At 59.5% G+C, this 24,547-nt stretch carries 20 protein-coding genes; 14 read left to right on the plus strand and 6 right to left on the minus strand.

Annotation, left to right across the window (positions count from 1 at the left end; all coding sequences use genetic code 11):
• The first annotated feature begins 5 nt into the window (after positions 1 to 5).
• Complete coding sequence (locus tag VNV36_RS23865) at positions 6 to 632, plus strand: helix-turn-helix transcriptional regulator (RefSeq protein WP_325721209.1); 627 nt, start codon at positions 6 to 8, stop codon at positions 630 to 632.
• Between the two features lie 83 nt (positions 633 to 715).
• Here VNV36_RS23865 and aotJ read toward each other — a convergent pair whose 3' ends face one another.
• From aotJ to VNV36_RS23895, 6 genes are all read right to left on the minus strand, one after another.
• A complete protein-coding gene (aotJ, locus tag VNV36_RS23870; protein WP_325721211.1) occupies positions 716 to 1,492 on the minus strand; it encodes an L-arginine-binding protein AotJ in 777 nt (258 codons plus the stop codon).
• A gap of 238 nt (positions 1,493 to 1,730) precedes the next feature.
• Entirely contained in the window at positions 1,731 to 2,183 is a 453-nt protein-coding gene (moaE, locus tag VNV36_RS23875) for a molybdopterin synthase catalytic subunit MoaE (protein ID WP_325721213.1), read from the minus strand.
• A 2-nt stretch (positions 2,184 to 2,185) separates the two neighbouring features.
• Positions 2,186 to 2,428 carry a molybdopterin converting factor subunit 1 gene (gene moaD / locus VNV36_RS23880; RefSeq protein ID WP_325721215.1) on the minus strand — a complete coding sequence of 81 codons (243 nt, stop codon included), beginning with the start codon at positions 2,426 to 2,428 and terminating at the stop codon, positions 2,186 to 2,188.
• Positions 2,425 to 2,898 (minus strand): cyclic pyranopterin monophosphate synthase MoaC, encoded by a 474-nt coding sequence (gene moaC / locus VNV36_RS23885; RefSeq protein WP_325721216.1) that lies wholly within the window; start codon positions 2,896 to 2,898, stop codon positions 2,425 to 2,427. Before moaC ends, moaD begins: the two co-directional genes overlap by 4 nt.
• Positions 2,899 to 3,123: 225 nt before the next feature.
• A complete protein-coding gene (locus tag VNV36_RS23890; RefSeq protein ID WP_042607708.1) occupies positions 3,124 to 4,518 on the minus strand; it encodes a PhoH family protein in 1,395 nt (464 codons plus the stop codon).
• 339 nt (positions 4,519 to 4,857) lie between these two features.
• Positions 4,858 to 5,982, minus strand: coding sequence for a polysaccharide deacetylase family protein (locus VNV36_RS23895; protein ID WP_325721219.1), 1,125 nt, complete (start codon positions 5,980 to 5,982; stop codon positions 4,858 to 4,860).
• A 231-nt stretch (positions 5,983 to 6,213) separates the two neighbouring features.
• Here VNV36_RS23895 and yaaA point away from each other — a divergent pair, with 231 nt between their 5' ends.
• The 13 genes from yaaA (at position 6,214) to VNV36_RS23960 (ending at position 24,526) form a co-directional block, all read left to right on the plus strand.
• The gene (yaaA, locus tag VNV36_RS23900) at positions 6,214 to 6,993 is read left to right on the plus strand and encodes a peroxide stress protein YaaA (protein WP_325721221.1); all 780 of its coding nucleotides are present in this window, start codon (positions 6,214 to 6,216) and stop codon (positions 6,991 to 6,993) included.
• Positions 6,994 to 7,802: 809 nt separating this feature from the next.
• Positions 7,803 to 9,119, plus strand: coding sequence for a nucleotide sugar dehydrogenase (locus VNV36_RS23905; RefSeq protein ID WP_325721223.1), 1,317 nt, complete (start codon positions 7,803 to 7,805; stop codon positions 9,117 to 9,119).
• Between the two features lie 228 nt (positions 9,120 to 9,347).
• Complete coding sequence (gene alg8, locus VNV36_RS23910) at positions 9,348 to 10,829, plus strand: mannuronan synthase (RefSeq protein WP_414705540.1); 1,482 nt, start codon at positions 9,348 to 9,350, stop codon at positions 10,827 to 10,829.
• Positions 10,830 to 10,864: 35 nt separating this feature from the next.
• The gene (locus VNV36_RS23915; protein WP_325721225.1) at positions 10,865 to 12,034 is read left to right on the plus strand and encodes a PilZ domain-containing protein; all 1,170 of its coding nucleotides are present in this window, start codon (positions 10,865 to 10,867) and stop codon (positions 12,032 to 12,034) included.
• 9 nt (positions 12,035 to 12,043) lie between these two features.
• Positions 12,044 to 13,549 (plus strand): alginate biosynthesis TPR repeat lipoprotein AlgK, encoded by a 1,506-nt coding sequence (gene algK, locus VNV36_RS23920; RefSeq protein ID WP_325721227.1) that lies wholly within the window; start codon positions 12,044 to 12,046, stop codon positions 13,547 to 13,549.
• Positions 13,546 to 15,027: an alginate export family protein gene (locus VNV36_RS23925; RefSeq protein ID WP_325721230.1), complete on the plus strand. Its 1,482-nt coding sequence runs from the start codon at positions 13,546 to 13,548 to the stop codon at positions 15,025 to 15,027. The genes algK and VNV36_RS23925 overlap by 4 nt, the downstream gene beginning before the upstream one ends.
• A gap of 26 nt (positions 15,028 to 15,053) precedes the next feature.
• Positions 15,054 to 16,625, plus strand: a complete 1,572-nt coding sequence (algG, locus tag VNV36_RS23930; RefSeq protein ID WP_325721232.1) for a mannuronan 5-epimerase AlgG — start codon at positions 15,054 to 15,056, stop codon at positions 16,623 to 16,625.
• 11 nt (positions 16,626 to 16,636) lie between these two features.
• Positions 16,637 to 18,103, plus strand: a complete 1,467-nt coding sequence (locus VNV36_RS23935) for an alginate O-acetyltransferase (RefSeq protein WP_325721234.1) — start codon at positions 16,637 to 16,639, stop codon at positions 18,101 to 18,103.
• An 8-nt stretch (positions 18,104 to 18,111) separates the two neighbouring features.
• Positions 18,112 to 19,236 carry a mannuronate-specific alginate lyase gene (locus VNV36_RS23940; RefSeq protein ID WP_325721236.1) on the plus strand — a complete coding sequence of 375 codons (1,125 nt, stop codon included), beginning with the start codon at positions 18,112 to 18,114 and terminating at the stop codon, positions 19,234 to 19,236.
• Between the two features lie 209 nt (positions 19,237 to 19,445).
• Positions 19,446 to 21,011, plus strand: a complete 1,566-nt coding sequence (locus tag VNV36_RS23945) for an MBOAT family O-acyltransferase (protein ID WP_325721238.1) — start codon at positions 19,446 to 19,448, stop codon at positions 21,009 to 21,011.
• 10 nt (positions 21,012 to 21,021) lie between these two features.
• On the plus strand, positions 21,022 to 22,194 hold the full coding sequence (locus VNV36_RS23950) for an alginate O-acetyltransferase (RefSeq protein WP_325721239.1): 1,173 nt from the start codon (positions 21,022 to 21,024) through the stop codon (positions 22,192 to 22,194).
• Positions 22,195 to 22,209: 15 nt separating this feature from the next.
• Positions 22,210 to 22,866 (plus strand): alginate O-acetyltransferase AlgF, encoded by a 657-nt coding sequence (locus tag VNV36_RS23955; RefSeq protein ID WP_325721240.1) that lies wholly within the window; start codon positions 22,210 to 22,212, stop codon positions 22,864 to 22,866.
• A gap of 208 nt (positions 22,867 to 23,074) precedes the next feature.
• Positions 23,075 to 24,526, plus strand: a complete 1,452-nt coding sequence (locus VNV36_RS23960; RefSeq protein ID WP_325721242.1) for a mannose-1-phosphate guanylyltransferase/mannose-6-phosphate isomerase — start codon at positions 23,075 to 23,077, stop codon at positions 24,524 to 24,526.
• Positions 24,527 to 24,547: the final 21 nt, after the last annotated feature.

The following is a 24,547-nucleotide window of genomic DNA, read 5'->3' on the forward strand; positions in this document are numbered from 1 at the left end:
CTGTCATGACTGCCCCTGAATTCGACCCGGCGCTGGATAACTTCCGCGCCATCGCCGACGCCATCGCCACGCTGTTCTTTCCCCATGCCGAGGTGGTGCTGCACGACCTGCGCACACAGAAGGTCGACTATATCGCCAACAATCTGTCCAAGCGCGAGATCGGCGACGACTCGTCGCTCGAAGACATGCTCAGCGAGGATCTCAGCGACAGGAATATCGGCCCGTATGAAAAGCTCAACTGGGACGGCCAGAAGATTCGCAGCCTAAGCAGCGTGCTGCGCGACAGCGAAGGTCGGCCGCTGGCCGTGCTGTGCATCAACCTGAACATTTCGCTGTTCGAGAACGCCAAAGCGGCGCTGGATCTGTTTCTGTCACCGAGCAAACTGATCCCGCAGCCGGACTCGCTGTTTCGCGATGACTGGCAGGAACGCATCAATACTTTCCTCCACGCCTGGCTGCGTGAGCGGCAACTGAGCCTGAACCTGCTGACCCGCGATCACAAACGCGAACTGGTGCTGGCGCTGCACGCCGAGGGCGCGTTCAAGGGCAAGAGCGCGTCGAACTACGTGGCCAATGTGCTGAACATGGGGCGCGCGACGGTGTACAAGCACTTGAAGGAATTGAAGGGCTGAAAATCAAAAGATCGCAGCCTTCGGCAGCTCCTACAGGAGAACGCATTCCCATGTAGGAGCTGCCGAAGGCTGCGATCTTTTTATCAGTCGCCGTAAATATCGGTCTTGAAATACTTCTGGGAAATCTTCTGATATTCCCCACTCGCGCGAATCCCGTCGATGGCGCTGTTCAGTTGGTTGACCAGCTCGGTATTGCCCTTGCGCACCGCTATCCCGGCGCCCTCGCCGACATACTTCGGATCCTTCAACTCCGGCCCGACGAACGCGTAGCCCTTGCCGCGCGGCATCGACAGGAAGTCATTGAGCGGAATGGTGTCGGCGAAAATCGCGTCGAGCCGCCCTGCCGCCAGGTCCATGTAGATCTCTTCGTTGTTGCTGTAGCGCTTGACGTTGATGCCCTTGGGCTCGAACACCTCAGTGGCGTAACGGTCGGTGGTGGTCGCACGTTGCACGCCGACGTTCTTGCCTTTGAGGCTGGCGTACTGATCGTCGACGCTGGCGCCTTCCTTCATCACCAGGCGTGAAGAGGTGAAGTAATACTTGTGGCTGAAGTCCACCGACTTCTTGCGGTCTTCGTTGATGGTCATCGACGATAGCGCCATGTCGATCTTCTTCACTTTCAATGAAGGAATCAGCCCGTCGAACTCGCCTTCGACCCACACGCACTTGACCTTCATCTGCGCGCACAGGGCATTGCCGATGTCGTAGTCAAAACCGACTATTTCACCTTTGTCGGTTTTCGACGCGAACGGTGGATAAGCCGCCTCGATGCCGATGCGCAGGGTTTTCTCGGCGGCAAATACGCTGGAGCAGGCCAGCAGGCTGAGGGCAAGACCGGTGACGAGGGGGAATTTCTTCATGTTCGTTCTCTCGCAGGTTGTTGTTGGCTTGGCAAGAAGAGCAGCTACAAGCGGCAAGCTGGAAGCGGCAAGACAGAAGCTTTTTTTGTACTTGTAAATCCATACTGGACTTTAATGTTTAACCCGTCAATCGGTGGGAAAAGCAAAAAGATCGCAGTCTTCGGCAGCTCATACAGGGTGTACGCCGACCCAATGCAGGAGCTGCCGAAGGCTGCGATCTTTTTGCTGACAGCGGGGATTATTTCTTCCAGCGATCGGCAGCCGCATGATCACTGTCGCGCCCTTCAACCCAACGCGGGCCGTCACTGGTGTTTTCTTTCTTCCAGAACGGTGCGCGGGTTTTCAGGTAATCCATGACGAAGGCGCAGGCGTCGAACGCGGCCTGGCGATGGGCGCTGGCGGCGCCGACGAAGACGATCGGCTCGCCCGGTTCCAGCGCGCCGATGCGGTGCAGCACTTCCAGCTTCAGCAGCGGCCAACGCTGTTCGGCTTCGCTGGCAATTTTGCCGAGGGCTTTTTCGGTCATGCCCGGATAGTGTTCAAGGAACATCCCCGCCACGTCGAGCCCGTCGCTGAAGTCGCGCACGTAACCGACAAAGCTCACCACCGCACCAACGCCGACGTTGGCCGCGTGCATCGCATTGACTTCAGCACCCGGATCGAACGGCGTGGCCTGGACGCGAATCGCCATGCTCAGCCTCCGGTCACGGTGGGGAAAAATGCTACTTCGTCGCCATCGGCCACCGGCTCGTCGAGCTGACAGAGGTCCTCGTTTCGCGCGCACATCAGGTTCTGCTCGCTCAACACCTCGGCACCGTCACGTTGCGCGAGCAGTGCGCGCACGTCCTCGACGGTGGCGAAATCACCCTCAACCTTTACCGAATCCATGCCCAGCGCCTCACGGTAACGGGCAAAAAACTTCACGGTCAGTTTCATGACTGCGCCGCCTGGAAGTGCCCGCTCTTGCCGCCGACTTTCTCCAGCAGGCGCACGCTCTCGATGGTCATGCCACGATCAACGGCTTTGCACATGTCGTAGATGGTCAGGGCGGCGACGCTGGCGGCAGTGAGCGCCTCCATTTCCACACCGGTCTGCCCGGACAGTTTGCAGCGGGCGACGATGCGTACGGTGTCTTCACCGTCGGCACTGAGTTCGACTTTGACGCCGGTGAGCATCAGTGGATGGCAGAGGGGAATCAGATCGCTGGTTTTCTTCGCTGCTTGAATGCCCGCAATCCTCGCCACGGCGAATACGTCACCCTTGGGATGGCCGCCACTGACGATCATTTGCAACGTTTCGGGGAGCATGCGCACCAGCGCTTGGGCCGTCGCTTCACGGAACGTCACGGCTTTTTCAGTAACGTCGACCATGTTGGCGCGACCTTGGGAATCGAGATGGGTCAGCACGGGATTACTCCTGATCAGGAGCGTGGATTGTAAACCTGTGGGTCAGCTATCCGCGAGTTTGATTATCACGCAAACCGTGTAGGAGCTGCCGAAGGCTGCGATCTTTTGACTTTACTCTTGAAAAGCAAGATCGAAAGATCGCAGCCTTCGGCAGCTCCTACAGGGGTTTTGTGTTCGGCATAAAAAACCGGGCGGCCGATTGGCCGCCCGGTCTTGTGGGAAGGATTACAAATGCGATTCGGCGTATTCGGCCAGAATCGAGCGAGGCACCCCTTGCAGGGTGATATGCACACCGTTGGGGAAATCCTTGAAGCGTTCGGTCAGGTAGGTCAGCCCGGAGCTGGTCGCGGACAGGTAAGGGGTATCGATCTGTGCGAGGTTGCCCAGGCACACCACTTTGGAACCGGCGCCGGCACGGGTGATGATGGTTTTCATCTGGTGCGGCGTGAGGTTCTGGCATTCGTCGATCAGAATCAGGCTTTGCTGGAAGCTGCGTCCGCGAATGTAGTTGAGCGATTTGAACTGCAGCGGCACTTTGCTGAGGATGTAGTCGACGCTGCCATGGGTGTTTTCGTCATCCATGTGCAAGGCTTCGAGGTTGTCGGTAATTGCGCCCAGCCAAGGCTCCATCTTTTCCGCTTCGGTACCGGGCAGGAAACCGATTTCCTGGTCAAGGCCCTGCACGCTTCGGGTAGCAATGATGCGCCGATAGCGCTTGCTGACCATGGTCTGCTCGATCGCAGCGGCCAGCGCCAGGATGGTTTTACCCGAGCCGGCAGCGCCGGACAGGTTGACCAGGTGAATGTCCGGATCGAGCAACGCATACAGCGCCAGGCTTTGATAGATGTCGCGCGGCTTCAGGCCCCAGGCTTCCTGATGCAGCAGCGGCTCCTGATGCAGGTCGAGGATCAGCAGCTTGTCTTCCTGGATCTCCTTGATCCAGCCGACAAAGCCCTGTTCGTCGATGATGAACTCGTTGATGTGCACCGCCGGCAGGTTGTCGATCAGTTGCACCTGATGCCAGGTGCGGCCGTGATCCTGGCGGGTTTCGACCTTGCTCACCCGGTCCCAGAAGGAGCCGGTCATGTTGTGGTAGCCGTTGGGCAGCAGGGACACGTCATCGACCAGTTGGTCGGTGCTGTAATCCTCGGCATCGATGCCACAGGCGCGCGCCTTGAGACGCATGTTGATGTCTTTGGTGACCAGCACCACCGGTTTTTGCGGATCGCGGGTATGCAGATCGATCAGTTGGTTGATGATTTTGTTGTCATTGAGATGCTCGGGCAGAATCAGGTTCGACTCGGCCTGCTTGCTCATCAGAATTGACAGCAAGCCCTTCGGACCACCCTTGCCGCGCTGGATCGGCACGCCCAGCTCGACGTCTTCGGGAGAGGCATCGCCCAGGGTCTTGTCGATCAGGCGGATCGCCTGACGGCATTCGGCGGCCACGCTGTGATGCCCGCTCTTGAGCTTGTCCAGCTCTTCCAGCACGGTCATCGGAATGGCGACGTGGTGTTCTTCGAAATTCAGCAGGGCGTTTGGATCGTGAATCAATACGTTGGTATCGAGTACATAAAGGATTGGCTGGTTGGAGGAAGGGCTGCGTCCGTGATCATCCATACTCGGTCACCTTTGTGGGAGCCATTCGACGCAATACCGTGACAGTGCTGCGCCTCGAAGTGACTGCCGAATTCATCCATGAGGGCCTGGATGAACTGCACACAAATAGGAGTCTGGGAAGACGCCACCTGTGTTGCAGGTTTCGGCGGTCTGTCTTCGTAATACTCCAAAACCGATGACATAAAAAAGTACTTTGACGGTTTTTTTAAGTTTATTTTGCAGAGTGACGAAAAGCCCTTGGCGGACTGCCCAGACCCCGCTAAAGTCGGAAGTCCGCCTGCATCGAAATCCTTCCGAAAATCAGCCCAAGCCCAATGTTTCCGGGCTTTCTGGCGGTTCTCAACGAAACGCGTCCTGACAGTCTTCCCAGCCGATGCCGCTCTGCGCAGTCTGGGTGATCAGCCACGGCAATGACGTCTTCACCGCATCCTGTTTCATGTTGAAATTGATCACTCCGTGACGCCACAACAGCATCAGGGTCAGCACCCGTTGCGCACTGGCCGGACCCTTGAGTTTGCCGGCGCCGTCCTGGGCATCGATATCCCACAGCGCCACCTGCAGGCCTTGAGTATTGAAGAATCCTTGCGCATCACTGCGGCGCTGGCCTTCCGGCGGGCGGAACAGCGGCACGTAGTTTTCCGGCAATTTGTTCTTCACCAGATCGGCGCTGCGCCGCACCGAATCCTGCCAGTCCTGCCAATGGCTGTGCGAGCGGAACTCCCAGCCCTGCACGCCTACGCACTGCTGCGAAAAGCTCGCTTGCACACTGCTGACCGAGCGGCCGGTGAGCCGCGCCTGAATGTCCTTGCCCAGCACGAAGAATGTCCCGCTCAGGTTGCTCTTGCGCAGGTATTCGGTCAGCCAGTCGGTGTTGTCCGGTTGCACGTTGGCGGCGCTGTCGAAGGTCAGCAGAAACAGGCGATCATGCATGTCCTCGCCGTTGCGTTCGTAGTCGCCGAATCGATCGACTTCGCTGCTGGTCTGGGGAAACAGCGCGGCCTTGCGCATCAGCTCGTCCAGGTACTGCAAATGGAAGATCCGGCTCGGCTCGGCCCATCTGGTGTAATAACTGTCGTCGCTGACAACGAATTTCGCGGCCTGCTCGCGCAGGGTCGGCAAATCTTCGACAAGGAAACAGAAAGAGGCGTCCTGATCGCAGCTTTGCTGGGCGTGGTTGTAGTTGATCAACAAGCGCTGCCAGAGACGCTGGCGCAGTTGATTGACCGCATCGATATTGACCGTGCGCAGGCCCAGACGCTGGGCCAGTGCCGGTTCATCAATGGATTCGGTACCGAGCAGGCCTCGGGCGAACATGAGGATCTCCGCCCGCGACGCAACGTCGAACAGGGTCGGATTGCTCAGCTGTTCCGGCCAGGTCGTGCGATCCAGCGTCGCCACGTCACCCGGCGCCGCGACGGCACCGAAGCCGAGCAGCCATGCGGTGAAGAAAAGAACAATGCGCAAAGGGATGTCTCCATAACAAAACCCGCGCGGCACTATATCGCGGGTAGATCAAAAGATCGCAGCCTTCGGCAGCTCCCACATTTCATCTCGAGCGCAGTCTGTAGGAGCTGTCGAGCTCCAGCGAGGCTGCGAGCTTGTTACATGACACCACCGATCACCTATCACGCTCATAGCTGGAGTCAACAAGGACAACCCCCTAGAATCGCCCCCACGATTAAAGGAGACGACTTCATGCTGATGGTGATTTCCCCCGCCAAGACCCTCGATTACGAAACACCGCCGGCGACCCAGCGCTTCACCCAACCGCAGTACCTCGACCATTCCCAGGAGTTGATCCAGCAACTGCGCGAGCTGAGCCCGGCGCAAATCAGCGAGTTGATGCACGTGTCCGACAAGATCGGTGGCCTCAATGCCGCACGCTTCGGCAGCTGGACGCCGGCCTTCACACCAGAGAACGCCAAGCAGGCCCTCCTCGCGTTCAAGGGCGATGTCTACACCGGGCTGGACGCGCAGTCGTTCAGCGAAGCGGATTTCGATTACGCGCAGAAGCATCTGCGCATGCTCTCCGGCCTGTATGGCCTGCTGCGGCCGCTGGATCTCATGCAACCCTACCGCCTGGAGATGGGCACCAGACTGGCCAACGCCCGCGGCAAGGATCTGTACGCGTTCTGGGGCACGCGGATCAGTGAATGGCTGAACGAAGCGCTGGCCGACCAGGGCGATGACGTGCTGCTCAACCTCGCGTCCAACGAATACTTTTCGGCGGTCAAGCGCAGCGCTTTGAATGGGCGGATCATCAACACCGAGTTCAAGGATCAGAAGAACGGCCAGTACAAGATCATCAGTTTCTACGCCAAAAAAGCGCGTGGCCTGATGAGCCGCTTCGTGATTCAGGAACGCATCAACGATCCGGCGCAGCTCAAGCAATTCGACGTGCAGGGGTACCGCTACAGCGCCGAACAATCGAAACGCGACAATCTGGTGTTTTTGCGCGACCACGCTCCAGAATAAAGCATGCCCTTTGCACGACTCTTGGCGCAAAGAGTCGTGCAGTCCGCCCGAAGTCAAAATAACTTCCCCGCCTCTCGCCAATTTCATGGCGCCAATAAATCAACACCTTCTTTTCTAATTTTAGTTTCACTCGACGTCGAAGTTTTTTTTCAGTAGTGGCACGTAAATTTTTCAACCGTAGTGGCACAAAACTATCGACCCCGTTTAGCCCCCGATTAATAAAGGGCCAAGCCCCAAGTGCTATCAGTTTGAAACCAGTGCCATCTTTGTCCATATTTCAAAAAATTTCAGCCGGCACGATGAGCGGGCTGGAACTATGTCCAAATGCGTTGCTCATACCACCGGTAACGATTCTCGCCGAGTTTGTACGAGATAACTTACGCAGACCAGACAGCCATGTAACCAAGTTGTCACAGCAACTTGCCTAGATGACTAACCAGTCTCAAAACAATCGATGGACAGGAGATACGCACCATTAATATCCCCTACAAAGGCCAAGGCCGCGCCCCTATAAACGTGCTCGCCTGAGCACCTAACTGCTTGATTTACGGGCTCCCTACCCGACGTCGAGCAGGCAATACGACTGCACAAGAGTCTTCCCGCACGGAAGATCGGCTGCATAACAGGGCAAGTCATAACAACAAGGCCTAGTTGCGCACATCTTGAGTGCACTTATTAGACACTCGGAACTTTGTATGCCTGCACACGGCATTGTGGCGCCTGTAAGCCGCACTTTCGAGTGCACTAGTGACCGCTGAACACCATTAACTCCGGCCATCTAAGGCCAGATATATACAGAGGTAATTGCGATGCGCATCAGCATATTTGGTTTGGGTTACGTTGGCGCAGTATGTGCCGGTTGCCTGTCTGCACGGGGCCATGACGTAGTTGGCGTCGACGTTGCCAAAGACAAGATCGACATGATTAACGCCGGCAAATCGCCGATTGTTGAACCAGGCCTGGGCGAACTGCTGCAACAGGGTATCCAGACTGGTCGTCTGCGCGGCACGACCAACTTCGCCGAGGCGATTCGTGATACTGACCTGTCGATGATCTGCGTCGGCACGCCAAGCAAAAAGAACGGCGACCTGGAACTGAACTACATCGAGGCCGTGTGCCGCGAGATCGGTTTTGTCCTGCGTGAAAAAACCACCCGTCACACCATCGTCGTGCGCAGCACTGTGCTGCCAGGCACCGTGGCCAACGTGGTAATCCCGATTCTGGAAGACTGCTCGGGCAAGAAAGCCGGCGTCGATTTCGGCGTTGCGGTCAACCCGGAATTCCTCCGTGAATCCACCGCCATCGCTGACTACGATCAGCCACCGATGACCGTTATCGGCGAGTTCGACACCGCGTCTGGTGACGTTCTGCAATCGCTGTACGAAGAACTCGACGCACCGATCATCCGCAAGGACATCGCCGTTGCCGAGATGATCAAGTACACCTGCAACGTCTGGCACGCGACCAAAGTGACCTTCGCCAACGAGATCGGCAACATTGCCAAAGCGGTCGGCGTCGATGGCCGTGAAGTGATGGACGTGGTCTGCCAGGACAAGACACTGAACCTGTCCCAGTACTACATGCGCCCGGGCTTCGCCTTCGGCGGTTCGTGCCTGCCAAAAGACGTGCGTGCGCTGACCTACCGCGCTGGTTCCCTGGACGTCGAAGCGCCGCTGCTCAACTCGCTGATGCGCAGTAACGAATCGCAAGTGCAGAACGCTTTCGACATCGTTGAAAGCCACGACAAACGCAAAGTCGCCCTGCTCGGTCTGAGCTTCAAGGCCGGCACCGACGACCTGCGCGAAAGCCCACTGGTAGAACTGGCGGAAATGCTGATCGGCAAGGGTTACGACCTGAGCATCTACGACAGCAACGTCGAGTACGCCCGTGTCCACGGTGCGAACAAGGACTACATCGAATCGAAGATTCCACACGTGTCGTCCCTGCTCAACTCGGACTTCGACTCGGTGATCAACAACTCCGACGTGATCATCCTCGGCAACCGCGACGAGAAATTCCGTTCGCTGGCCCAGGAAGCGCCGCAGGGCAAGCAAGTCATCGACCTGGTGGGCTTCATGTCCAAGGCCACCAGCGCCGGTAGCCGCACCGAAGGGATCTGCTGGTAACACAGTCAGTGCGCGGTACCGCAAACGCGGCACCGCGCACCAACTGTGTGAACCCATTGTAGGAGCTGACGAGTGAAACGAGGCTGCGATCTTTACCGGCTCACTTGAGTCCCGAGTGAACACCCAAAGATCAAAAGTTCGCAGCCTTCGGCAGCTCCTACAGCGGGCCATTGACGAGCCTGCCTTAACCCCATCGGGCCCAGCCCGAGATAGAGACGGATGCAGATTATGCACAGGCTAAAACACGGCCTACTTCAGGCCGCCGGTTGGCTGTTTTACCTAAGTTTGTTGATGGGCCTGGCCTTGATGCTGCCCACGTCCACATTCGACTCCGAGTCGAAGGACTTCATTTTCCTGATTGGCGCCGTGGGTATCTGGCGCTACTCGATGGGTGCAACGCACTTCGTGCGCGGCATGATTTTTCTCTACATCGTTTACCCGCACCTGCGTCGCAAAGTACGCAAGCTGGGTAAAGCGGCCGACCCGTCGCATGTGTTTCTGATGGTCACCAGCTTTCGTATTGACGCGCTGACAACCGCGCAGGTCTACAGCTCGGTGATCCGCGAAGCCATCGACTGCGAACTGCCGACCACCATTGTCTGCTCGATCGTGGAAATGTCCGACGAGTTGCTGGTCAAGGCGCTGTGGGCGCGGATGAATCCGCCGGATCGGGTCAAGCTCGACTTCGTGCGCATTCCCGGCACCGGCAAACGCGATGGTCTGGCGTTCGGTTTCCGCGCGATCTCCCGTCACCTGCCGGACGACCGCGCCGTAGTGGCCGTGATCGACGGCGACACCGTGCTTGGCGAAGGCGTCGTGCGCAAGACCGTGCCGTGGTTCCAGCTGTTCGGCAATGTCGGCGGCCTGACCACCAACGAGTTCTGCGAAGTGCGCGGCGGCTACATCATGAGCGAATGGCACAAGCTGCGTTTCGCCCAGCGTCACATCAACATGTGCTCCATGGCCCTGTCCAAGCGCGTACTGACCATGACCGGGCGGATGTCGGTGTTCAAAGCCTCCGTGGTGACCAATCCGGAATTCATCGCCGACGTTGAGAGCGACTCGCTGCAGCACTGGCGTCTGGGCCGCTTCAAGTTCCTGACCGGTGACGACAAGTCGAGCTGGTTCAGCCTGATGCGCTTGGGTTACGACACCTTCTACGTGCCGGACGCTGCGATCAACACCGTTGAGCACCCGCCGGAAAAGAGCTTCATCAAGGCCAGCCGCAAGCTGATGTTCCGCTGGTACGGCAACAACCTGCGCCAGAACTCGCGTGCTTTAGGTCTGGGTATCCGCCGCCTCGGCGCGTTCACTTCGGTGGTGCTGTTCGACCAGCGCGTGTCGATGTGGACCTCGCTGCTCGGCCTGACCGTGGCACTGATCGCCAGCTTCAAGTACGGCACCGCATTCATCCTGGTGTACCTGCTGTGGATCGGCATCACTCGCCTGATCCTGACGCTGTTGCTGTCGTGTTCCGGCCACCGCATCGGCCCGGCTTACCCGGCGATCCTGTATTACAACCAGATCGTTGGCGCCCTGGTGAAGATCTACGTGTTCTTCCGCCTCGACCAACAATCCTGGACTCGCCAGCCCACTTCCCTGACCCGTGATCTCGCCAGCTTTCAACGTTGGTTCAACACTTGGTCGTCTCGGACCATGACCTTCTCCGCCGGCAGCATCTTTGTCGCCGTGCTGCTGATGATGGTCTGACCCGCCCCTATTGAATTAACAAGGAAATCGCCCCTATGAATACCGCCGTCAACGTCAACGTAGTGCATGAATCCGAAGCCCAGCGCCAGCACGCTCGCGTGAAAATCCCGGCCAAGCTGCGTTTCTTCGGCCCTGACCGGACTCCGCTCGAAGCGCGGGTCCTGGACCTGTCCGCTGGCGGTCTGGCGTTCAACGCCGGACAGATGCCGCTGACCATCGGCGAGGTGTACAAGGCGCGCCTGCAATTTGTCATCGACAACCTCGGCCTGGCCATGGACGTCGAACTGCAGGTGCGTTCCTTCGATCGCGCCACCGGCCGCGCTGGCTGCCAGTTCCAGAACCTTGAGCCGCAGGACATTTCCACCCTGCGCCACCTGATCACTTCGCACCTGGCCGGCGACATCGTCAGCATCGGCGAGGTGCTGGCGACCCTGCAGCGCGACAACTTCACCAAGGCGCGCAAGAACAAGACCAACGACACCGGCATGACCCCGTTCGGCCGTCTGAAAGCCGTAACCTTCAGCGCCGGCATCTTCGCCGTCGGTCTGGTTGCTGCGGGCTTCATTTTCAAATCGGTGTACGGCATGTACTTCGTCAGCCACGCCCAGGCCGGTCTGGTCAGCGTGCCGGGGATGAACATCACCATGCCGCGCGACGGTACCGTGCAGAGCCTGGTCAAGTCCGACGGCGTCGCCGCCAAGGGCGCACCGCTGGCGACCTTCAGCACCAGCATGCTCGACGTGCTCAAGGGCCATCTGGCCGAAGATCAACTGGCCCCGGCCAAGGTTGAAGAACTGTTCGGCAAGCAAATGACCGGCACCCTGACTTCGCCGTGCGACTGCACCGTGGCCCAGCAACTGGTGGCTGACGGTCAGTACGCGAGCAAGGGCGATGTGATCTTCCAACTGGTGCCGCGCAACACCCAGGCCACCGTTGATGCGCGCTTCTCCTATCGCCAGTTCGGCGACGTGCGTCCGGGTACTCCGGTCAGCTTCCAGATCGCCGGCGAAGACAAGACCCGCACCGGCAAGATCGTCAGCAGCACCAGCCTGAAGAGCGCCGACCTGTCCTCCGACATCCGCGTCCAGATCCAGCCTGACGAGCCGCTCGACAGCAGCCTGGCCGGCCGCCCGGTGGAAGTGAACAGCGACCGTGGCCCGAACCTGAACTGGCTGATCGACAAAGCCATGGCTGCCGGTCTTTAAGTCGAGGACATGCCTGTGACTACGCATAACTTGAACACACCGCCGACCCTGTGGGAGCGAGCCTGCTCGCGAAAGGGCCAGCGCGGTCTGTCTGAAGTACCGAGTCGACTGCTTCGCGAGCAGGCTCACTCCTACATGGGAACAGTGTGTGCCCTGGCATTGGCGGTGAGTCTGGCCGGTTGCGCCGGGCTGCCCGATCAGCGTCTGGCCAACGAAGCGCTCAAGCGTGGCGACACCGCCACCGCTGCGCAGAATTACCAGCAACTGGCCGATCTGGGTTACAGCGAGGCGCAAGTCGGCCTGGCCGATATCCAGGTCGACAGCCGCGACCCGGCGCAGATGAAACAGGCCGAGGCGACTTACCGCGCAGCGGCCAGCGTTTCGCCGCGTGCCCAGGCACGTCTCGGTCGCCTGCTGGTGGCCAAGCCGGGCTCCACCGAAGCCGAGCATCATGAAGCCGAAACCCTGCTGAAAAAAGCCGCCGCCAATGGCGAAGGCAATACGTTGATCCCGCTGGCGATGCTCTACCTGCAATACCCGCACAGCTTCCCGAATATCAACGCTCAGCAGCAGATCGATCAGTGGCGCAAGTCGGGTTACCCGGAAGCCGGTCTGGCGCAGGTGCTGCTGTATCGCACCCAGGGCACTTACGACCAGCATCTGGATGACGTGGAGAAAATCTGCAAGGCCGCGCTCAACACCACTGACATCTGCTACGTCGAACTGGCTACCGTTTACCAGAAACGTGGCCAGGCGGACCAACAGGCCGAGCTGATCAAGCAGATGCAGGCCGGTTACAGCCGTGGCACCGTCACCGCCCAGCGCGTCGACTCGGTGGCCCGCGTGCTGGCCGATTCGACCCTGGGCAAGACCGACGAAAAAACCGCGCAGGCGCTGCTCGAGCCGATCGCTCCGGGCTATCCGGCGTCGTGGGTCACCCTCGCCCAACTGCTTTACGACTTCCCTGAACTGGGCGACGTCGATCAGATGATGAAGTACCTGGACAACGGCCGCGCCGCCGACCAGCCGCGCGCCGAGCTGCTGCTGGGCAAGGTTTACTACGAAGGCAAACTGGTTCCGGCCGACGCGAAAGTTGCCGAGGAGCATTTCCAGAAAGCCGTTGGCCGCGAAGTCGCCGCCGATTACTACCTCGGGCAGATCTATCGCCGTGGCTACCTGGGCAAGGTCTATCCGCAGAAGGCCCTCGACCACCTGCTGACCGCTGCGCGCAACGGCCAGAACAGTGCCGACTTCGCCATCGCCCAGCTGTTTTCCCAAGGCAAGGGCACCAAGCCCGACCCGCTGAATGCCTACGTATTCAGCCAGCTGGCCAAGGCGCAAAACACCCCGCAAGCCGATGAACTGGCAGCGACCCTCGAGGCGCAATTGCCGCCCGAGCGCCTGCCCGAAGCCCGCCGCCTGTTGCAACAGGAACAGGCCAGCCGTGGCGCCCTGAACTCGAACACGCTGCAACTGCACGCCCTGCAAGAAGAAGACGGCGAGGAAAAATTATGAAGTTGAACCCATTCGTGAAGGCCGGTATTGGCCTCACCTTCGCGCTGATCTGGTCTTGCCCGACACTGGCTGCGATGACTGAAAGCAAGAACTTCGGCCTGGAAGTGAAACTCACCGGCCAGTCCGAAGACGACCGCGACCTCGGCACCGCCGGTGGCGGCGACGTCAACGGCGTCGGCCTTGACCTGCGTCCGTGGATCTACGGTGAAAGCGGTGCGTGGAGCGCCTACGCCATGGGTCAGGCAGTGACCTCGACCGACATCATCGAGACCGACACCCTGCAGCAGTCCGACGGTGCACAGACCACCGACAGCGGCGATCGCGAAACCAAGAAAAACTACCTGGCGATGCGCGAATTCTGGGTCGGCTACAGCGGCTTCACGCCCTACCCTGGCGAGATCCTCAAGTTCGGTCGCCAGCGTCTGCGCAATGATGACGGCCAATGGCGCGACACCAACATCGAAGCGTTGAACTGGACCTTCGACACCACCTTGCTGCGGGCCAACGCCGGTGTCGCCGAGCGCTTCAGCGAGTACCGCACCGACCTCAAAGAGCTGGCGCCCAAAGACAAGGATCGCCTGCACGCCTACGCCGATGCCGCCTACCAGTGGACACCGGGGCAGTGGGTCGGTATTCGCGGTCACCACGCTCACGATGACGGCAAACTCGATTACGCCGAGCCGGGCGTCCCGCGCGATTCGCTGGACAAGACCCAGAACGGCGACATCAGCTGGATCGGCCTGACCGCCGACAGCGACGCCTACAACTGGCGCAACACCAACACCGTCAACTACTGGGGCAGCATCACCGGCATGAGCGGCGACCGCGACACGGTCAACGCGCTGAACGCCGATGGCACGCGTCCGACACAAGCCAAGCGCAGCGACGACATCAGTGGCTGGGCTGCCGATATCGGCGTGCGTCTGCGCCTCGATCCGCAATGGCAAGTCGGCGGTGCCTACGCCCGCGCCAGTGCCGATTACGAACAGAACGGTCTGGAGAGCAACCGCTCCAACTACACCGGCACCCGTTCGCGCGTGCACCGTTTCGGCGAAGCGTTCCGTGGCGAAATGAACAACATGCAGACCGCTACCCTGTTCGGTTCGTGGATGGTCAACGACGAGTACGACGCCAGCCTGATCTACCACAAGTTCTGGCGTGTCGACGGCAACAAGCCGGTCGGCAGTAACGGCATCAATGCCGTGGAGAACAACACCGACGACGTCACCGGCGCGATCCTCTCCAGCACCTCCTTGCCGCTTGAAGATGGCAATAAGGATCTGGGTCAGGAGATGGACCTGGTGGTCACCAAGTACTTCAAGCAAGGTCTGTTGCCGGCGGCGTTGAGTCAGTCGATCGACGAGCCTTCGGCACTGGTGCGTTTCCGTGGCGGTGTGTTCAAACCGGGCGATGCCTACGGCAGCCAGGTTGATTCTTACATGCACCGCGCATTCATTGACGTGATCTGGCGCTTCTGATGCAAACCGCCAAGGGAGTGCCCGACATGATCAGCACCAGAACAGGCTCACTCAGCCTGCTGGCCGGCGCGATGCTGCTGGCCAGCGCCGGCGCCTTCGCCAATGTTGAACCGGCGAAACCTGCGACCGTGGCCAAGGAACTGCAACAGGCCAAGACCTACACCGTCAGCAGCGCGCCGACCGAGGCGCTGCAACTGGCCAAGCCGAAACTGCCCGACCTCTCCGGCTTCACCGCCGAAGCCGCTGCCGCGAAGATCGTGCGCAGCAAGCCGGGCAAGATCAGCGTGCGGCGGATGATGCAGGAAAACGCTCTGAAGGACTTCATCGGCGGCGATAACAAGATGGCTGAATGGGTGGTGCGTCAGCACGGCATCCCGCAGGCGATCTTCATCGACGACGGCTACATGAACCTCAAGGATCTGGCGAAAAAACTGCCCAAGCAGTATTTCAGCGAGACCGCCCCGGGCGTGTACCTGGCCAAATTGCCGATCGTGGTCGGCGAGAAGGGCATCCTCGAAATCGACGGTCAGACCCAGGAACTGCGCCTGTCGCAAGAGGCCGGTTCGTTCCTGGTCAACGATGGCCAGTTGTTTGTGCGTGACACCAAAGTCACTGGCTGGCGCGAGAAGGACAACGGCCCGGCAACCTTCCGTTCGCCGAAGGAATTCCGTCCGTTCCTGCTCGCCTGGGGTGGCACCGAGACCTACATCGTCAACAGCAAGATGGCCAGTTTCGGTTACGCCAACAGTAAGTCGTACGGGGTGAGTATTTCCCAGTACACGCCGAACATGGCCAAGGTGCTCAAGCGTCCCGAGCCGACCGGCTGGATCGTCGGCTCCGAGTTCTCGGACATGTGGTACGGCTTCTACTGCTACGAAACCCGCGACTTCGTGGTCAAGGGCAACACCTACAAAGACAACATCGTCTACGGCATCGACCCGCATGACCGCTCGCACCGTCTGATCATTGCCGAGAACACCGTCTACGGCACGAAGAAGAAGCACGGGATCATTATTTCCCGTGAGGTCAACGACAGCTTCATCTTCAACAACAAGAGTTTCGACAACAAGTTGTCGGGCCTGGTGATCGACCGTAACAGCGTCAACAACATCATTGCCTACAACGAGATCTACAAGAACCACACCGACGGCATCACGCTTTACGAGTCCGCCGACAACCTGCTGTGGGGCAACAAGGTCATCAGCAATACCCGTCACGGCATTCGTATTCGTAACAGCGTGAACATCCGCCTCTACGAAAACGTTGCCATGACCAACGGCCTGACCGGCATCTACGGCCACATCAAGGACCTGACCGACACCGACCGGGACATCAAGCTCGACCCGTTCGATGCCCAGGTGTCGCTGATCGTGGTTGGCGGTGAACTGGCGGCCAACGGCAGCGGCCCGCTGTCGATCGACTCGCCGCTGAGTGTCGAGCTGTATCGCGTGTCGATGCTGGCGCCGACCAAATCCAGTGGTATCAGCTTCAACGGCATCCTCGGCGAGCGCCAGGATGAAATTCTCGACCTGCTGGTGCGCCAGCAGAAAGCCGTGCTGATCGACCCTGTCGAACGCCAGACCGAATTGCAGGACTGAGGATAATTTTTATGCACCCACACATGATCAAACTGCTCAGCCTCTCGGCCCTGACCCTCGGCATTCTCGCTGCCGGCAACGCCCGCGCCGACGCCGACGGTGCCGCTGCGACTCCACCGAAATTCACCGCCGAGCCGTGCTGCAACCTGTGCCCCGCTGCCCATGACGCGAAGAACTACACCACGCGTTACCAGCAGAACTTCACCACCCTGGTGCAGGCGCAGGGCGACTGGCTGTTCCGTACTCAGGAAGATTTGCGCACCGAATTCAACACCACGCCGGCCGGCTACAAACGCCTGCAACAGTTGCACGATGCGTTCAAGAGCAAAGGCGTGGAGCTGGTGATCGTCTATCAGCCGACCCGTGGCCTGGTGAACCGCAACAAGCTCAACCCGCAGGAAAAAGCCGCGTTCGATTACGAGAAAGCGCTGGGCAACTACAAGACCATGCTCGGCCGTTTCGCCAAGATGGGCTACGTGGTGCCAGACCTGTCGCCGCTGACCAACGAATCGCTGCCGGAGACTCTGCCCGCGCACGATTTCTACTTCCGTGGCGACCAGCACTGGACGCCATACGGCGCCCAGCGCACAGCGAAAATCGTCGCCGAGAAGGTCAAGCAGATCCCGGCCTTCGCCGACATTCCCAAGCGTGAATTCGAAACCAAGCGCTCCGGGCGCATGGGCAAGACCGGAACCCTGCACAACATGGCCGGGCAGCTGTGCGGCACCAGCTACGCGATCCAGTACATGGACCAGTTCACCACCGAACCGAAAGGCGAGGCAGGCGACGGCGATCTGTTCGGCGATTCCGGCAATCCGCAGATCACCCTGGTCGGTACGTCGCACAGCGGCAAGAACTACAACTTTGCCGGTTTCCTCGAAGAAGCCATCGGCGCCGACATTCTCAACGTGGCCTTCCCCGGCGGCGGTTTCGAAGGTTCGATGCTGCAGTATCTGGGCAGCGAAGAATTCCAGAAAACCCCGCCGAAGATTCTCATCTGGGAATTCTCGCCGCTGTATCGCCTCGATCAGGAAACCATCTATCGCCAGATGATGGCGCTGCTCGATAACGGTTGCGAAGGCAAAGACGCGCAAATGTCCGCCAGCACCACGCTCAAGCCGGGCAGCAAGCAGGAACTGCTGGTCAACAGCAAGAACCTGAACCTGCAGAACGCCAGCCATCAGGTCGACATCCGCTTCGCCGACACCTCGGTGAAAACCCTGCAGGCCACCCTCTGGTACATGAACGGTCGCCACGAGGACATCAAGATCGAGAAACCGGAAACCTCCGACACCGACGGTCGTTTCGCCTTTGAACTGCGCACGGACGAAGACTGGGCCTCGCAAAACCTGCTGGCCGTTGAGGTCCAGGGCCCTGAAGCCGGACCTGGCGCCGCGCCACAAAAAGTCGAAGCGAAAATCTGCAAACGCAACGTATTCCCGGGCGCTGGTCAACAGACCGCGCAACTCGGGCAATGAGGTCTGCTATGCGAAATCCGAAATTGAAAAATCTGTTGGCACCGACGCTCCTGAGCCTGGCGATGTTCGCTGGCGCCACCCAGGCCGCCGCGCCACTGCGTCCACCGCAGGGCTACTTTGCGCCGGTGGATAAATTCAAGACGGGCGACAAGAGTGAAGGCTGCGATGCGATGCCGGCGCCGTACACCGGCCCGCTGCAATTTCGCAGCAAGTACGAAGGATCGGACAAGGCCCGCGCGACGCTGAACGTGCAATCGGAAAAAGCCTTTCGCGACACCACCAAGGACATCACCACGCTGGAGCGCGGCACCGCCAAGCGCGTCATGCAGTTCATGCGCGACGGTCGCCCGGAGCAGCTCGAATGCACGCTCAACTGGCTGACCGCGTGGGCCAAGGCCGATGCGCTGATGTCGAAAGACTTCAACCATACCGGCAAGTCGATGCGCAAATGGGCGCTGGGCAGCATGGCCTCGTCGTACATTCGCCTGAAGTTTTCCGACTCGCATCCACTGGCCCAACACCAGCAGCAAGCGCAGTTGATCGAGGCCTGGTTCAGCAAGATGGCCGATCAGGTGGTCAGCGACTGGGACAACCTGCCACTGGAAAAAACCAACAACCACTCGTACTGGGCTGCCTGGTCGGTAATGGCCACCGCCGTCGCCACCAACCGCCGCGACCTGTTCGACTGGGCGGTGAAGGAATACAAGGTCGGCGTCAATCAAGTCGACGCCGACGGCTTCCTGCCCAACGAACTCAAGCGCCAGCAACGCGCCCTCGCCTATCACAACTATGCCCTGCCGCCGCTGGCGATGATCGCCAGTTTCGCCCAGGTCAACGGTGTGGATCTGCGTCAGGAAAACAACGGCGCGCTCAAGCGCCTGGCTGACCGGGTGTTGTCGGGGGTCAAAGACCCGGACGAATTCGAGAAGAAGAACGGCAAAGAGCAGGACATGACCGACCTTAAAGAGGACATGAAATTCGCCTGGCTCGAACCGTTCTGCACGCTCTACACCTGCGCTCCTGATGTGATTGAGAAGAAGCGCGACATGCAACCGTTCAAGACCTTCCGCCTCGGCGGGGATCTGACCAAGGTCTACGACCCGTCGCATGAAAAGGGTAACAAGGGTTCGTAAGAACGAGCGCGAAACCCTGTAGGAGCTGCCGAAGGCTGCGATCTTTTGATCTGGTTTTTGAAGATCAAGATCGACAGATCGCAGCCTTCGGCAGCTCCTCCAGGGATCGGTGTCAGGTGTGAGATTTGTGAGTTGGCCCTCCGGTTTTTCGTGGGGGGTTTGGGGGGGCTTTGGCCCTTGACTGTTGATTCAAACATGGAGAGATCGGGATGGTATTTTCATCCAACGTGTTCCTGTTTCTGTTCTTGCCGATCTTTCTCGGCTTGTATTACTTGAGCGGGCAACGCTATCGCAACCTGCTGCTGCTGATCGCCAGCTACGTGTTCTACGCCTGGTGGCGGGTGGACTTCCTTGCGCTGTTCGCAGCGGTCACGCTGTGGAACTACTGGATCGGCCTGAAAGTCGGTGCCGCCGGCGTTCGCACCAAACCGGCGCAGCGCTGGCTGCTGCTCGGCGTGGCTGTCGACCTGTGCATCCTCGGCTACTTCAAGTACGCCAACTTCGGCGTGGACAGCATCAACGCGATCATGACCTCGTTCGGTCTCGAGCCGTTCATCCTGACTCACGTGCTGCTGCCGATCGGCATTTCGTTCTACATCTTCGAATCGATCAGCTACATCATCGACGTGTACCGTGGCGACACTCCGGCGACGCGCAACCTGATCGACTTTGCAGCGTTCGTGGCGATCTTCCCGCACCTGATTGCCGGCCCGGTTCTGCGTTTCCGCGACCTCGCCGATCAGTTCAACAATCGCACCCACACCCTCGACAAGTTCTCCGAGGGCTGCACGCGGTTCATGCAGGGTTTCATCAAAAAGGTCTTTATCGCCGACACCCTCGCCGTCGTTGCCGACCACTGCTTCGCCCTGCAGAACCCGACCACCGGCGATGCCTGGCTCGGCGCGCTGGCGTATACCGCGCAGTTGTATTTCGACTTCTCCGGCTACAGCGACATGGCCATCGGCCTGGGCTTGATGATGGGTTTCCGCTTCATGGAAAACTTCAAGCAGCCGTACATCAGCCAATCGATCACCGAGTTCTGGCGTCGCTGGCACATCAGCCTGTCGACCTGGCTGCGTGACTACCTGTACATCACCCTCGGCGGCAACCGTAAAGGCACGCTGATGACCTATCGCAACCTGTTCCTGACCATGCTTCTGGGTGGTCTGTGGCACGGCGCGAACATCACCTACATCGTCTGGGGCGCCTGGCACGGCATGTGGCTGGCGATCGAGAAGATGCTCGGCCTGAACACCTCGCCGCGCAGCCTCAACCCGATCCGCTGGGCACTGACCTTCCTGCTGGTGGTGATGGGCTGGGTGATCTTCCGGGCCGAGAACCTGCACGTCGCCGGGCGTATGTACGGCGCAATGTTCAGCTTCGGTGACTGGTCGCTGTCGGAACTCAATCAGGCCAGCCTCACCGGTCTGCAAGTGGCAACTCTGGTGGTGGCCTACGTGACCCTGGCGTTCTTCGGCCTGCGTGATCTGTACACCAATCAGCCGCCAGCCAAGACCAAACCTGAAGTCAACGTCGAGGCCGATGGCCCTGCCACCGCGACCCCAGGAATGATCAAGGCGGCGCCTGGTGAAAATCCGGCGAGCATCCATGAACCTGGCTACACCGTTGGCGTCGAAGCCCAGGTGCAACCGGCCTACTGGACCGCAGACTGGTCGCGCTACGTGATGCGCGGGCTGATTCTGCTGCTGTTCATCGCCTCGATTCTCAAACTCTCGGCGCAAAGCTTCTCGCCGTTCCTTTACTTCCAGTTCTGAGGGATCTGACATGACCCGCTCATTACGCATCTTCTACATCGCCCTGTTCCTGGTGACGCTGTTGGTCCTGGGTCTGTGGTCGGTTCGCAGCTTCTTCGGCTTCAGCACCAACGCCGACGCGACGGTGCTCAACGGCCGCTGGACCAAGGCTGTGGAAACCCATTACGACGATCAATTCCCGATCAAGCGTCTGGGTACCAATCTCTGGGCCGCGCTGGATTTCAAACTGTTCAACGAAGGTCGTCCGGGCGTCGTGCTCGGCCGCGACCAGTGGTTGTACAGCGATGAGGAATTCAACCCGATCGTCAACGAAGAGCAGAACCTGCAAGGCAACTACGCGCTGGTCGAAGGCGTGCGCCAGACCCTGAAAGAGAAAGGCGTGAAACTGGTGATGGCGATCGTGCCGGCCAAGGTGCGTCTGTACCCGGAGCATCTGGATGAGGTGAAGCCTTCGAGCATTCACCAGAACCTTTACCAGGATTTCCACGCCCGTGTCGCCGCCGACAAGATCCTCGCCCCTGACCTGCTCGGCCCGCTGCAACAGGCCAAGCAGAACGGTCAGCAAGTGTTCCTGCGCACCGACACCCACTGGACTCCGGAAGGCGCCGAGATCGCGGCCAACACCCTGGCGAAAACCATTGCCGAGAAATTCCCGCTGAGCGGCGAGCCACAGCGCTTCGTCACCACGCCTGCGGAGAAGGTCACGCACAAGGGCGATCTGCGTCTGTTCCTGCCGCTGGATCCGCTGTTCGAAAACATGATGCCGGCACCTGAACCACTGCTCAAACGCAACACCGTGGCCGCCGAGCAACCTGCCGGTGACGACGCCCTGTTCGCCAACAGCGAAGTGCCGGTCGCGCTGATCGGCACCAGCTACAGCGCCAACCCCAACTGGAACTTCGTCGGTGCGCTCAAGCAAGCCCTGCACAGCGACGTCGTCAACTACGCCGAAGACGGCCACGGCCCGATTCTGCCAATGCTCAGCTACCTGAAAAGCGACGACTTCAAGAACAGCCCGCCACAGGTGCTGATCTGGGAGTTTCCTGAACGATATCTGCCTGTGAACAACGAAATCGGCGACGCCGACCCGCAGTGGGTCGCAGAGCTCAAACAAGCCGGCGCCCGCCAACAAAACGTAGCCATCAACACTAAATCCGAGACGCCCGATCGGGCGCAAAACTGAAAGAGAGGTAACACCATGACTTTCACTACAACTCCTCGTCGTCTCGCTAAAAGCTTCGCACTGGTTGCTGGCCTCAGCGTCCTTTCCGTCCCGGCCTTCGCCGGCGGCGACGCCGCGCTGTACGGCCCGACCGCACCGAAAGGCTCGACCTTTGTGCGTGTCTACAACGCCAGCAACGCTGAAGTCAGCGCCACGGTCGGCAGCACCAGCCTGAGCGACATTGCGCCACTGGCCAGCAGCGACTTCAGCTTCATGCCGGGCGGCGACTACAGCGCCAAAGTCGGCAGCCAGACCCTGCCGGTGAAACTGGCCGGTGATCACTACTACACCCTGGTCAACAACGCTTCCGGCGCGCCGCAACTCATCGAAGAACCACCGTTCAAGAACAAGCAGAAATCCCTGGTGCGCGTGCAGAACCTCAGCGACAAATCGCTGACCCTGAAAACCGCCGACGGCAAGACCGACGTGGTGCCGAACGTCGCGGCCAAGGGTCGTGGCGAACGTGAAATCAACCCGGTGAAAGTCAGCCTGGCACTGTACGAAGGCGACAAGAAAGTCGGCGACGTCAAACCGGTCGCGCTGGAGCGTGGTGAGGCAGCGGTGCTGTACGTCACCGGCAACGGCAGCAACCTGTCGCCAGTCTGGGTGAAACGCCCGGTGTCGACTCGCTAATCCATTTTCCGCAGAGACGCTGATCCCTGTAGGAGCTGTCGAGTGAAACGAGGCTGCGATCTTTTGATTCTGAAGATCAAGATCAACAGATCGCAGCCTTCGGCAGCTCCTACAGGGGATGCGGCGTCTTCGCACACGAGACAAAAACAAGAGTGAAACGACACAACGTTCGTTGCTCTAACCAAATTGATTTTATGGAGTAAAAACTATGATTCCGGTGATCTTGTCAGGTGGTAGCGGTTCGCGTCTGTGGCCTCTTTCGCGCAAGCAGTTCCCCAAGCAATTCCTCGCCCTGACCGGCGAACACACGCTGTTCCAGCAAACCCTCGAGCGCCTGGTGTTCGAAGGCATGGACACGCCGATCGTGGTCTGCAACAAGGAACATCGCTTCATCGTCAACGAGCAACTGGCCGCGCGCAATCTGGAATGCCAGCGCATCCTGATGGAACCGTTCGGCCGCAACACTTCGCCGGCGGTGGCCCTGACCGCGATGATGCTGGTCAACGAAGGCCGTGACGAACTGATGCTGGTACTGCCGGCCGACCACGTGCTGGAAGACCAGAAAGCCCTGCAACGCGCACTGGCCCTGGCCACTGTCGCTGCGGAAAACGGCGAAATGGTGCTGTTCGGTGTACCGGCGACCAAACCGGAAACCGGTTACGGCTATATCAAATCCACCGCTGACTCGCTGCTGCCCGAAGGCGTCAGCCGCGTCTCGCATTTCGTCGAAAAACCTGACGTCCAGCGCGCTACCGAATACGTCGAGTCCGGCGGTTACTACTGGAACAGCGGCATGTTCCTGTTCCGCGCCAGCCGCTTCCTCGAAGAGCTGAAAAAGCATGATCCGGACATCTACGACACCTGCCTGCTGACCCTCGAGCGCAGCCAGCAGGATGCCGACACCGTGACTCTGGACGAAGCCACTTTCGCCTGCTGCCCGGACAACTCCATCGACTACTCGGTGATGGAAAAAACCCAGCGCGCCTGCGTAGTGCCGCTGACTGCAGGCTGGAGCGATGTCGGTTGCTGGTCGTCGCTGTGGGAAGTCAACGAAAAAGACGCCAACGGCAACGTCAGCAAAGGCGATGTGGTGATCCAGGACAGCAAGAACTGCATGATCCACGGCAACGGCAAACTGGTGTCGGTGATCGGTCTGGAAAACATCGTCGTGGTCGAAACCAAGGACGCGATGATGATTGCTCACAAGGACAAGGTCCAGGGCGTCAAGCAGATGGTCAACACCCTCAATGCCCAGGGTCGCAGCGAAACCCAGAACCACTGCGAAGTCTATCGTCCGTGGGGCTCGTACGACTCGGTGGACATGGGCGGGCGTTTCCAGGTCAAGCACATCTCGGTCAAGCCGGGCGCGTGCCTGTCGCTGCAGATGCACCACCACCGCGCCGAGCACTGGATCGTGGTCAGCGGCACCGCCGAAGTGACCTGCGACGAGAACGTGTTCCTGCTCACCGAAAACCAGTCGACCTACATCCCGATCGCCTCGGTGCATCGCCTGCGCAACCCGGGCAAGATCCCGCTGGAAATCATCGAAGTGCAATCCGGTTCGTATCTGGGTGAGGACGATATCGAGCGCTTCGAAGATATCTACGGGCGCTCCACCCCGATCGAACGCGGCGTGTCGGTGAAAACCATCGCGCAGTGATCGCTCGCTGAAACAAGAAGC

Origin of the sequence: Pseudomonas sp., from assembly GCF_035554175.1 — a bacterium.
GTDB lineage: Bacteria > Pseudomonadota > Gammaproteobacteria > Pseudomonadales > Pseudomonadaceae > Aquipseudomonas.

Bases quoted from the DNA above. Each gene is read 5' to 3' on its own strand.
- VNV36_RS23890 (WP_042607708.1), bottom strand. From the start codon at position 4,518: ATGGATGATCACGGACGCAGCCCTTCCTCCAACCAGCCAATCCTTTAT.
- VNV36_RS23905 (WP_325721223.1), top strand. From the start codon at position 7,803: ATGCGCATCAGCATATTTGGTTTGGGTTACGTTGGCGCAGTATGTGCC.
- algG (WP_325721232.1), top strand. From the start codon at position 15,054: ATGATCAGCACCAGAACAGGCTCACTCAGCCTGCTGGCCGGCGCGATG.
- moaD (WP_325721215.1), bottom strand. From the start codon at position 2,428: ATGAAACTGACCGTGAAGTTTTTTGCCCGTTACCGTGAGGCGCTGGGC.
- VNV36_RS23955 (WP_325721240.1), top strand. From the start codon at position 22,210: ATGACTTTCACTACAACTCCTCGTCGTCTCGCTAAAAGCTTCGCACTG.
- aotJ (WP_325721211.1), bottom strand. From the start codon at position 1,492: ATGAAGAAATTCCCCCTCGTCACCGGTCTTGCCCTCAGCCTGCTGGCC.
- VNV36_RS23915 (WP_325721225.1), top strand. From the start codon at position 10,865: ATGAATACCGCCGTCAACGTCAACGTAGTGCATGAATCCGAAGCCCAG.
- VNV36_RS23940 (WP_325721236.1), top strand. From the start codon at position 18,112: ATGCGAAATCCGAAATTGAAAAATCTGTTGGCACCGACGCTCCTGAGC.
- VNV36_RS23950 (WP_325721239.1), top strand. From the start codon at position 21,022: ATGACCCGCTCATTACGCATCTTCTACATCGCCCTGTTCCTGGTGACG.
- VNV36_RS23945 (WP_325721238.1), top strand. From the start codon at position 19,446: ATGGTATTTTCATCCAACGTGTTCCTGTTTCTGTTCTTGCCGATCTTT.
- VNV36_RS23935 (WP_325721234.1), top strand. From the start codon at position 16,637: ATGCACCCACACATGATCAAACTGCTCAGCCTCTCGGCCCTGACCCTC.
- VNV36_RS23925 (WP_325721230.1), top strand. From the start codon at position 13,546: ATGAAGTTGAACCCATTCGTGAAGGCCGGTATTGGCCTCACCTTCGCG.
- VNV36_RS23960 (WP_325721242.1), top strand. From the start codon at position 23,075: ATGATTCCGGTGATCTTGTCAGGTGGTAGCGGTTCGCGTCTGTGGCCT.
- yaaA (WP_325721221.1), top strand. From the start codon at position 6,214: ATGCTGATGGTGATTTCCCCCGCCAAGACCCTCGATTACGAAACACCG.
- VNV36_RS23865 (WP_325721209.1), top strand. From the start codon at position 6: ATGACTGCCCCTGAATTCGACCCGGCGCTGGATAACTTCCGCGCCATC.
- algK (WP_325721227.1), top strand. From the start codon at position 12,044: ATGCCTGTGACTACGCATAACTTGAACACACCGCCGACCCTGTGGGAG.
- alg8 (WP_414705540.1), top strand. From the start codon at position 9,348: ATGCACAGGCTAAAACACGGCCTACTTCAGGCCGCCGGTTGGCTGTTT.
- moaE (WP_325721213.1), bottom strand. From the start codon at position 2,183: ATGGCGATTCGCGTCCAGGCCACGCCGTTCGATCCGGGTGCTGAAGTC.